We start from the raw sequence: 11,427 nt of genomic DNA on the forward strand, positions 1-11,427 counted from the left end.
ATGTTTGGAAACACAACTTTTTCGCTTAGAAATCTTAAAAAGCTTTGGTGCGACAGATTGTAATCTACAGGAACTGCTCGACTATAGCCAAAGTGCTTTTCAACACGAAAGCCTAGCTGAAGCAATTCAAGCTATCAAAGTTTCTGAACCTCATCTTGAGAATTGGCAACAGTATTGTAATCTAGCCAAGATTGAGGGCGCATTCCCAGTTTTAGCGCGAACGCTTGTTCAGTTGCAATTTCCAATCAAGGAAGGGATGAGCGAAGTAAAAAATTATCAGGCGGCGACAAAACGTGGAGCAACGCCCGAAGGTATGTCAGAAGCAACAGGGCTAACTTTGAGACAGCCTGATCAAGTCCAGCTATTTCTGCATGAAACCTTAGTGGGACTAATTCCCGTAATTTTAGTAAGCGATCGTCAAGATTTTGTCACCTTGATTCAGGCACTTACCAAAAAGAATGAGCCATCACCTGTGCCTGAGTCTATGGGAGCTTGCATTGTTGGTGGATATAACAATTGGGATCGGATTAACGAGTATCGATCTAAATGGAGTGATAAACAATCTGCCCCGCCTAGTGAATCAGATTGGCAGACAGAATTTAAAAAAATTATTCCCAAAAAATCTCTTTATCAAGATCGCTTCATCATATTAAGTAAGAGCTTTTATAGCAATATTCCACCCTCTACTTTAGGCTTAGAACATATAGTGTGGCTTAATTTATCTCACCTAATTCGTTTAGAGCATGAATGTACTCACTACTGTACAAGAAGATTACTAAATTCTATGCGAAATAATTTAGTAGACGAACTGATAGCTGACTACCGAGGCATAATGGCCGCCACAGGCACTTTCCACGCCCAATGGTTCCTGACTTTTATGGGATTAGAAAATTTCCCCATTTATCGTGAAGGCGGGAGATTAGAGAACTATCGAGGCAGCCCACCTTTATCTGATTCTGCTTACCAAATTGTGCAAAAGTTAATCAAAACTGCCGCAGAAAATCTGGAAAAGTTTGTCCAACAAACTTCTGACAAGCTAAACGGTGAAGACATTAAAGGATTACAGCAAAATGATCAACAACTTTTATTGCTAATTGCGCTTACCTACCTTACTTTAGAAGAGTTAGCTTCACCAAATTCACTTCAACTTTTGCACCAGTCAATTCAAAAATTTATCCCTCTTTTTACTGGTAAGGAGAGTCATATCTCTGGAGAAAATCTTTTATGACTGAATTTTTATTGAAAGAACTCACTAATAATGACATTGACTGGATGATTTCCACTGGTCAGCAACTTGATATAGATTCTAATCAGCAATTAATTGAACAGGGGACGATCAATAATAACTTTTTTGTTTTGTTGGAAGGGGGATGTATTACCACGATCGCCAGTGAGGGGGGCAATATTATGGGGCGAGCTTTTGCTGCCCTAGAAAATGTTGCTTCAGTTGACCAAAAGTTAGAAGAATTGGGGATTGGGGCGATTTTTGGGGAATCAGCCTTTCTAGGTGTCGCCAAATCTACGGTATCGGTGAAAGTAACCGAAAAATCTAAAGTGTTAAAACTATCACATCAGGCTCTCTATGAACGGATGGGACAGGACACAGGGTTTGGCGCAAGATTTTACCATGCGCTGGCATTACATTCTGACGAACGTTGTCAACGCATTATCCCGCAGTATCTTTCGCGTAAATTAGGGTTTGTGCAGTCATTAATGGCGGGTGGATCTGCTTTTGGTGAACTTAGTGATGGTGATGTCGATTGGCTATTAAAAAATGGCAAGGTTGAAGTAATTCCTGAGGGTGAGGTGTTTATCCAAGCTGGTCGTCCTGTCGAGTTCCTATTCATTTTACTTAACTCTACCTGTTCTATTTCTGCCTTTGACAAGCCGCGTAAGATGTCCCGTATTTTTGCTTCTTTAGAATCAGGTAGTCAAGGCGAAGATGAGATCGGCTCAGAAATTATTCACCTAAATACAGGCGAGATAACTGGTGAAACCGCCTTTGTGAGTCTAAATACAATTTCTACAGTTGCCGTCAGAACTTTACAAGAATCTGTTTTCTTGGCGGTTCCCTGTAAGGTCTTACAATTAGAACTACAAAAAAATCTAGGTTTTGCCTCCCGATTCTATCGGATGTTGAGTATGTTACTTACCTCAAGAGGAGAAGCCCTGATCGAACGCATGGGCTATAGTAAAAGGCGATCGTATGATCGCAATCAGCCATTACAAGCTAATGTTTTATACGAGGACGAAATAGATGATAGCAGTTTAGATAATTTAACATTAGCAGGTGCGAGATTTGATTGGATGTTAAAACGACTTTCCGTAAGAGGTAATGTATGAGCAAATTATTTCGACAAGAATCATTAGAGCGTCTTTCTTCGCCTGAGCGCCTAGATCAGTTAATGTATGTTGCCGATGCTAAGTCTTGGATTCCTCTGTCAGCATTAGGAGCGCTTGCTCTAGTAGCTCTAGGTTGGAGCATTTTCGGCAAAATTCCCGTAACTGTTGCTGGGCAAGGTATTATCGTCTTTCCTAGAAGGGTCGTGGCTTTACAGAGTGTAGGAGTCGGTCAAATTTCATCAATCAATATCAAGGTCGGTGATGAAGTCCAAAAGGGACAAATAGTTGCAACTTTATCTCAGCCAGATTTACTTAAGCAATTACAAATTGAAAAGCAGCAACTTAGAGAATTGCAAGAACAGGATCAAAGTTCGACTCAACTACAAAATCGCCAGTCTGACTTACAAGTAGAATCGATCCAACAGCAAAGAAGATCACTTCAAAAAAATATTTCTGAAGTTAATGGACTCATTCCCACACTAAGGGAAAAAGGAGTCACAGCAATTCGCCTTCAGCGTCAAGCATTAGAAGAAAGACTACTCCAGTTAAATAACTTATCCCCAGCTCTAGAAGATCGCTTAAGGACTCGTCAAAACCTATTAGATAGAGGAATTATAACAGGGGATCAGGCGTTACAGGCTAGACAAGAATACTTACAAAATCTTTCCACCATTGCTGATTTGAAGGCTCAGCTTAAGCAACTAGATTCACAAGAAGCTGATGCCCAAAGACAATATCTCCAGAACCTTAATTCTATTGATGATTTTGAATCAAAATTAAAGGATTTAGACAGTCAAGAAGCTCGATTAAGGCAGCAAGTTCAAGATAGTTTTTTTAATCGTTCCAACCAGATTCAGCAAGTTAAAAGTCGTATTGCGCGTTTAGAACAACAAATCTCAGATAATACCAATGTCAAGAGTGAACATGAGGGACGTGTTTTAGAACTGACAGCGACCTCTGGACAAATTGTCAATTCGGGGACTCGATTAGCTTCCATCGATCTCCCCGATCAGGATCAGAGTAAAAAACTCATTACCATAGCCTACTTCCCAGATCAGACTGGAAGACAAGTCTCAACTGGGATGAAAGTACAAATTACGCCTTCTCAAGTCAAAAAAGAACAATTTGGAGGTATTGTAGGGAAAGTTAAAATGGTATCTCCATATATCCCAACTGTTCAAGGTGTAAATGCTTTAATTGGTAGCGAAGAAGCGACTAGGTTACTACTGCCCAATGGCTCAGCTAGAGTAGAGGTATTTATTGAGTTAGAAGATGATAGTAGTACCCGCAGTGGTTATAAGTGGTCTTCTTCTAAAGGACCTGATATCAGTTTAGAATCTGGGACTCTCTCTACTGTTCAGGTTTTAGTTGAAGAAAGAGCTCCCATAACTTATATTTTGCCTTTCTTGCGCTCTACTACAGGTATTTATTAGCTTGAATCTATGAAGTTATCTTTTGCAAAAAATGTGATCGCTAAAACTCCTACCCTCCTGCAAATGGAGGCTGTAGAATGTGGAGCGGCGGCATTGGCGATTATCCTTGCCTATTACAAACTTTTCGTTCCCTTACCAGAACTTAGAAGAGAATGTGGAGTATCGAGAGATGGCAGTAAAGCTTCTAATGTGCTGAAGGCAGCTCGCAATTACAACATGGTAGCTAAAGGATTTAGCAAAAGTTTAGAAGACTTAAAAAACCTAAAACCACCATATATTGTATTTTGGCATTTCAATCATTTTTTAGTCGTAGAGGGATTTGCTAAAAATCGAGTTTTTCTGAGTGATCCCGCATCAGGAAGGCGCAATGTTTCTGAAACCGAATTTGATGAAGGATTTACTGGTGTAGTTCTAATCATTGAACCAGGGGAAAAATTTAAGAAGGGCGGTAGATCCCCTAATATTTTAGTGGGATTAATTGAACTATTGCAAAGTTCAAAAGGAGCCATCTTTTTAGCAATTACAGCAGGGCTACTGCTGACGATCCCGCGACTCTGTGTTCCCGCATTTTCGCAAGTTTTTGTCGATGAAATTCTTGTCCAAGGTCGTGAAAACTGGCTTCGTCCTTTAGTAATTGGGATGTTGGGGACTGCAATTTTGCAAGGTTTTCTGGCAAAATTGCGTTTGAGTTACCTACGGCGGCTGATGCTAAAACTAACCGCAAGTATGTCGGGCAGTTTCCTGTGGCATACTTTGCGCCTGCCCATCGGATTTTACGCTCAAAGGTACGCGGGGGAAATTAGTAATCGCTCCCAACTTAACGACAAGGTTGCCAACGTTTTATCTGGTCCATTGGCGACTACCGTAATTGATGTAATCATGATGGTTTTTTACTTCATCGTCATGTTGCAATATGACTGGGTACTAACATTAATAGCGATTAGTTTTGCAAGTATCAACTTTGCGGCTTTGTCTTTGCTATCTACTAGTCGCATAGATGCTAATACCAAGCTTGCTCAAGAGTTTGGTAAGGTTGCTGGTGTAGCGATCGGTGGTATTCAAACCATTGAGACAGTCAAAGCGTCTGGCTTAGAAGGAGACTTATTTTCCAAATTTGGAGGGTACTATTCCAAAGCTGTAAACGCTCAGCAGGAACTTGGATTACAAACCCAACTGCTTAGCTCTTTACCATCGTTGTTAACTGCATTAACCTCTGCGGCAATCTTAGTGGTTGGCGGATTTAGGGTGATGGATGGAAATTTGAGTATTGGGATGCTGGTTGCTTATCAGTCTTTAACTTCTAGCTTTTTGGAGCCTGTGAATTCGCTCGTAAACTTTGGCAGCACTCTTCAAACCCTTGTCGCTGATGTAGATCGCATTAATGACGTTTTAGAAAATCCGATCGATCCTGAAGCCGATCGCCAATCTGTGATGACCATTACCTCCACAGACCTACATAACTTCCGCTTACAAGGCTTTGTTGAATTGAGAAATGTTTCCTTTGGCTATAATCGCCTTGATGCCCCTTTAATTAGTAATTTTAATTTACGGATTGCGCCTGGTCAAAGAGTCGCCTTAGTGGGAGGGAGTGGTTCGGGGAAATCTACGATCGCTAAATTAGTTTGTGGTTTGTACGCCCCGTGGGAGGGAGAAATTTTGTTTGACGGTAAACCTCGTCAAGAATGGTCGAGAAATGTGTTATCTGGTTCTTTGGCAATGGTAGAGCAGGATATCTTTTTATTTGGTGGCTCAATTACAGAAAACCTTACCCTCTGGGATAACACTATCAGCGATCAGGAAGTAATCCGCGCCTGTGAGGACTCAGCGATTCATGATTTGATTCTATCGATGCCCAATGGTTATGGCGCTGAATTAATTGAAGGAGGTATGAATATTAGTGGAGGGCAGCGTCAACGCCTTGAAATTGCGCGGTCTTTAGTTCGTAACCCCAGTATTTTGGTTTTAGACGAAGCAACTAGCGCCCTAGATGCTGAAACAGAAGTTACTATTGATCGGAACCTGCGAAGGCGTGGTTGCTCCTGTATTGTTGTGGCTCATAGGCTCAGCACCATCAGAGATTGCGATGAAATCATTGTGTTAGAACGTGGTAAAGTCGTCCAAAGAGGCACACATGATTCTCTAAGGGAGCAAGAAGGTGTGTATGCTCGCCTAATTCATACGGAGGAAGGGTAACATGGATAGCTCAACCCCAAAAATAGTAAAAGGCAATATTCCCTATGTTTTGAATGATCCTGAGCGGGTGTGGGAAATTCGCACGGGAACATTAGCAATCTTTTTCTGTAAGATTCAAGAGAGCGAAACTGAGGTTGTCCGACGTTATTTATTTACTGTGGAATCTGGGGAAATTTTATTTGGTATAGATAACTCGATTGGCTGGGAGTTAATCGCCATAGCTTTGTCTGAAACTGAGCTTTTTGATGTTGCGATCGCTGATTTTTCTGCCGAGATGCGGGAGTCTAATCGGCAACGTCAATTAAACCTCTGGATATATCACTGGAGTAAGCATCTTCAGCCTCAGAGTCCCCTCGATCCTGTGCTGACGGATAGTACTCAATATCTTTCTTTAGGTGCTAAGCAAGCTTTACTGTCGTCTAAAAGTCAGGTTCTATGGATCACGATTCGTCAAGGGAATGGAATTTGGCTCGATCTAGAAGATCGAAAACTAGAGCCATCGCGAACATTCCCCTTGGGTTATGGATTCTGGATTCTCGCAGACACTAATTTAGAAGTTTTCGCGCAATTGACAGAGGAAAGAGAAGACTGGACATCCCTCCCCATTGAATTAATGCAGTTCCATCAGAATGTGGGTGCAAATGTTCTGGTATTGGAGGCTCAAGAGCTAGAGACAAATTACCAAAGATTTGAAGCTAGGAACCAACAAAATAGAGACTTGTTGAATGTCGCTTTAGAAGATCTCGTTTCGGTGCTGCACAAGCCTGAAGAAAAAATCTCTGTAGATATGAGAGGGGATGCCCTATTAGCGGCGGCTGGGGCGGTGGGGCGAGTGGCAGGCATTATAATTCGTCCTCCCAGTCAGTCCGAAGATCTAACAAGGATCAAAGATCCACTGTCAGCGATTGCCAGAGCTTCGCAAATGCGAATTCGTCAAGTATTACTGGAATCTGGCTGGTGGAAACGAGAATCAGGCCCAATGCTTGCCTATTTTCAAGAAGATAATGCCCCTGTGGCACTATTGCCTAAGGGACAGAGCTATATCCTTTTTGATCCTAAAAATAATACAAAACAAGCGATCGATGAGGAAATCGCTGAGACCATTTCACCACTTGCTTTTACATTTTATCGTCCGTTGCCTTTGATAATTCGCAATGCCATTGACCTATTTTCGTTTGGGCTTAAAGGCTACGAACTCTCAGCAATTGGTATTGTCGTATTTGGAGTTACAGTTACGCTTTTGGGCATGATTATTCCCCAAGCAACAGCAATTTTAGTTAATGATGCCATTCCCAACAGCGATCGCTCCTTACTTAGTCAATTAGGCTTGGCACTTTTTGCCGCAGCCTTTGGTCAATCAGCATTTCAAGTATCTCAAGGTATTTTAACTAATCGAGTTGAGAGCGCTGCGGATGGCGTTTTGCAGCCTGGGATTTGGGATCGTCTCCTACGGTTAAGTCCCGCTTTTTTCCGTAACTATTCCTCGGGGGATCTTTTATCTAGAGTTCTTACAATTAGCCAAATTCGCTCCCAAATTAGTGGAGCTACATTGCGAACTCTACTTAGCGGTATATTTGCTTTACTAAATCTGGCATTAATGTTTGTATATAGCTGGCAACTATCCGTCGTAATTATTGGCATTTCATTAGCTGTATTTTTCATTACGTTTATTTCTAGTCGCAAGATCGTTGCCAACAACCGTAAGCAAGAAGAATTGGTTGGAGTTTTAAGTGGTTTCACCATTCAGCTTATTAATGGCGTAGCAAAGTTAAGGGTGGCAATGGCAGAAGAAAGGGCTTTTGCAGCTTGGGCAAAACAACAAAGTAAAATCCTAAAGTTACGAGCAGGCGCTCAGCGGATAAATGATAGTGTGGCGGTCGTTTCTGAGGCGATTCCTTTGATTACTTCGATACTTTTGTTTTGGTTTGCCATTTTATTTATGCAAATGTCTCGACAGACAGAAAATCCACAAGGACTCAACGCTGGCTCCTACCTAGCATTTGCGTCGGCTCAAGGAATTTTTATGCGGGGTATCACTGATTTAAGTACTACAGCTACAGAAATCTTAGAAATTATCCCTTTATGGGAACGCGCCAGACCTATTTTAGAAGCGCCACAGGAATCTGATCCCAGCAAAGCTGAGCCGACCCGCCTCAAGGGGCATATTTTATTAGATCACATTACTTTTCGTTATCGTGAGGATGGTCCACTAATTTTAGATGATGTGACCATTGAAGCTCAACCGAGAGAATTTATTGCGATCGTTGGTCCTTCAGGAAGTGGAAAGTCCACCATTTTTAGATTGCTACTAGGTTTTGAAAACCCCTCTGCTGGAACAGTTTTTTATGATGGACAGGACTTATCAGGGCTGAATCTTCAGGCAGTTCGCCGTCAGTTTGGCGTAGTACTACAAAATGGACGTATTAATGCAGGTTCAATTTTTGACAATATCACCGCAGGAGCTTTGGCCACCCTAGAAGAAGCTTGGGAAGGAGCGCGAATGGCTGGATTTTCCCATGATATAGAACAGATGCCCATGGGAATGCATACGGTGATCAGTGAAGGAGGAAGCAATCTTTCAGGAGGACAACGCCAGCGCTTACTCATCGCTAGAGCCTTAGTGCTTAAGCCTAAAATTATTCTCATGGATGAAGCAACTAGCGCCCTTGACAACCGAACTCAGTCGATCGTCACTGCTAGTTTAGATCGCTTAAATGCAACAAGAGTTGTGATTGCCCATAGACTAAGTACCATCATCAATGCCGATCGCATCTTTGTGGTGGAGGCGGGACGAGTAGTGGAAGTTGGTAATTTCCAGCAACTGATCAATGAAGATGGATTGTTTGCTCGTCTTGCGTCAAGGCAATTAGAATAATTGTTACCTTTCAAACAGATCAGGCAACCAAAGCGCTAACAAAATCAATAAACAAACTATTATCAGAACAACGGTAAGATTAAAGGTGTCATTATTCATGTTTGTAATGTCATGCTTTTACTATATTTCATGATTCACTTATCTTACTATTAGTTATTCCATTCAGATTAGATGAAGTGATCAAGATTTTTCACGTTATCAATCATTAATTTGTGTCTTCATTTTTCTCTGTTTTAAGCGCTCAGTTCTTTTCTGTAAATTGCTAAACATTTCAGATTCAGTAATTTCTGCAACTTGACGTTGCCGTTTAAATTCATCAATTTCAATACGAAGTTCTTCAACTGTCTTAACGAGCTTTTCTTCATTAGCTTTAATTTCCCGAAGTTGTTGGGCGTGAATGAGTGCTTTTTCAATTATTGGAGAAATTTGGGCAGCGACAATACTTAAAGTTTTTAAATTAGGAGCTGTATAAAATTCAGGCTCTTTATGGATTATTACAATTGCCCCAAAGACTTTACTATTGGTTTTAAAAGGGGCACAAAGCAAAGACTGGGCATTAGCACTACGGTACTTAACCCGTGGATCAGTTAAGGTATTATTTATAAGTTCAGCCTTTCCTGTACCACAGACTTGTCCAATAATTCCTTCATTTTCATAATATACAAAGGGTTCAGAGAGACATGGTTCAAGTTCTTTAGTTTTAATCGTTACAGTATCAAATCGACGAACATTAGGATCTAATTGTAAAACAACTTGCCCACTAGTAGCTCCAATGGCTCGAAAAACCTCATCAATAGATAAAATGCTTAATTCTTCTAGATTAAGTTCTCCAGATATTTTTTCAGATATGCTAAGTAGAAGATTCGTTTCTCGGTAGAGTTGTAAAATTTCTTTAGCCAAACTATGATTTTCTTCTTCTCGATTCAAAACTTTGGAGAGATATATGGATAGATTTTCTGCATTAAATCCAAATGCCCATGCAATAATTTCCTCCCCAGAAAGCACTGGAAATTTTTCTTCAGAGATGAGAGAATCATTTCCATAAATTATATTACCTTCTAGATCACATATCGCAAAAGGATAGCATTCTAGATACATATCTAACAATGGTAATATTTCTTTCTTAAGTAGTTTTGTTAAAGACATAATAAATATAGAACGTGGTGAGTATTAGCAATACTTAGCAAGGCAATTAAGCTTCAGTCCGATGAAGCAAAGAATACTTGGTAAAGCGTACGATAGTCAAGGGATCTTTCAGAATGTGATTGGATCAATTCATCACATTCTGAAAGACCTCTTCTTTCACGATTTTAACCTACATTCAGCAGGTTATTTAAGACAAAAAATAATATTTACGAGAAGAGACTCCGAGAAACTGCAAAATTAGATTTTGTCTATCAGTAAGCTTAATCTGATACTTAACATGGTCAAGAAAGACCAAATGAACAGAGAGAAAGCACTGAAGTATCCAACGTAAAGTAGGACGAGGAGAGGGCTTACCTTTTTTTTTGATCGGGAAGAGTAGCGTTGGCTTTCTCTAAAGCAACGTGAGTTCGACGAACTTTAGACCTCAGAATCTTTATAAATCAATATTGGGATCTAAGCATACAAACAAATCCAAATTATGATTGAGAATAAAGTCAATAGACTGCAAATCTGTGATTTATTGACTCCATTCTCAACAGGTTTGAACACTTTTGTAAAACATGATTCCTTGTAATCTCTATTAGACCTTACTTTTCACGGGTTCTTTGAAAGACATAACAGAAGAGCCTTTAGAGGAAAGGGCACAGATGAGGTTAACTGAGATCTTGCACCATTCTAAAAAGGGGTTGCGAAAAGACGAGAGATGTGAAAAAAAGGGCGTAGTACTAGTTTAAATAACGATATGGAAACCATCGTTAAGCACGCCCAAAGGCTAGTTTATAGTCTTCTGTGCTTTATGCCTAGTGTATATCAAAAAGCCAGTTTGAATGCGATATTGGGACTATTTCTCGAAGCGCAGGGACATCCTTTACCTCAACATACGCAAGTAAAATCAGCCAGTTCGTTAAGTCGCTTTCTAAATCACTATAACTGGTCTACGCGGTCAGTGATTCGGATAACCCGTCAAATAATCTTAGAGCAAATCGCTCAGCATCTTGTTGGGGACAGTGCCAAAGCGATTAACCCAAGGAACGAAAGTACTTGTTCTTGCTGATACTGAGTTTTGCACAGTCAAGTTTTTAAATCTAGTCCGAGCAAAGGCTTGGCGAGTTGTTGTGGGCATACGCTGCAATCGTAAGCTTCAAGATGGACGTTCGGTCAAACAACTTTATCGTCATGGCAAACGGGGACAACAAGTTTTACTCGAAGGGCTAAGTACCCCATTTACCATCTCTTGGTTCTGGCTCAAAAGAGCTGATAGCAAACGCGAGTTGCGCTTTGTGATTTCTTCTCATCCCTATTCTGGTGCTTATAGCGGTTTTCAAATGAGCAAGAGCAAGGTAAAATGGAGAGAAAATGCAAACAGGAAAAGCGTATTCACAGGATTTGAGAGAACGAGTAATCGCAGGGTATCAAAAAGGAAAAACCACGATGAAA

Annotated in this window: 6 protein-coding genes and 1 pseudogene; 6 read left to right on the top strand and 1 reads right to left on the bottom strand. The window is 40.7% G+C overall.

The genetic code is table 11. From position 1 onward, the window contains the following. The first annotated feature begins 4 nt into the window (after positions 1-4). From VB775_RS14525 to VB775_RS14545, 5 genes are read left to right on the top strand one after another with little or no spacing between them, the layout of a single operon-like run. The gene (locus VB775_RS14525; RefSeq protein WP_281009888.1) at positions 5-1,228 is read left to right on the top strand and encodes a DUF7005 family protein; all 1,224 of its coding nucleotides are present in this window, start codon (positions 5-7) and stop codon (positions 1,226-1,228) included. Next, entirely contained in the window at positions 1,225-2,343 is a 1,119-nt protein-coding gene (locus VB775_RS14530; protein ID WP_281009889.1) for a cyclic nucleotide-binding domain-containing protein, read from the top strand. Before VB775_RS14525 ends, VB775_RS14530 begins: the two co-directional genes overlap by 4 nt. Beyond that, positions 2,340-3,776, top strand: a complete 1,437-nt coding sequence (locus tag VB775_RS14535; protein WP_281009890.1) for an NHLP bacteriocin system secretion protein — start codon at positions 2,340-2,342, stop codon at positions 3,774-3,776. The genes VB775_RS14530 and VB775_RS14535 overlap by 4 nt, the downstream gene beginning before the upstream one ends. A 9-nt stretch (positions 3,777-3,785) precedes the next feature. After that, positions 3,786-5,969 carry an NHLP family bacteriocin export ABC transporter peptidase/permease/ATPase subunit gene (locus VB775_RS14540; RefSeq protein WP_281009891.1) on the top strand — a complete coding sequence of 728 codons (2,184 nt, stop codon included), beginning with the start codon at positions 3,786-3,788 and terminating at the stop codon, positions 5,967-5,969. A 1-nt stretch (position 5,970) separates the two neighbouring features. Beyond that, on the top strand, positions 5,971-8,844 hold the full coding sequence (locus VB775_RS14545) for an NHLP bacteriocin export ABC transporter permease/ATPase subunit (protein WP_281009892.1): 2,874 nt from the start codon (positions 5,971-5,973) through the stop codon (positions 8,842-8,844). Positions 8,845-9,042: 198 nt separating this feature from the next. Here the strand turns inward: VB775_RS14545 and VB775_RS14550 are convergent, their stop codons facing one another. Beyond that, positions 9,043-9,990, bottom strand: coding sequence for a GAF domain-containing protein (locus tag VB775_RS14550; RefSeq protein ID WP_281009893.1), 948 nt, complete (start codon positions 9,988-9,990; stop codon positions 9,043-9,045). A 1,007-nt stretch (positions 9,991-10,997) separates the two neighbouring features. On the opposite strand from VB775_RS14550, the pseudogene VB775_RS14555 reads away from it, so the two are divergent. Further along, positions 10,998-11,427: pseudogene (locus VB775_RS14555) on the top strand (hypothetical protein); the annotation flags it as partial.

The sequence above is a fragment of the Pseudanabaena sp. CCNP1317 genome (assembly GCF_034931345.1).
GTDB lineage: Bacteria > Cyanobacteriota > Cyanobacteriia > Pseudanabaenales > Pseudanabaenaceae > Pseudanabaena > Pseudanabaena galeata.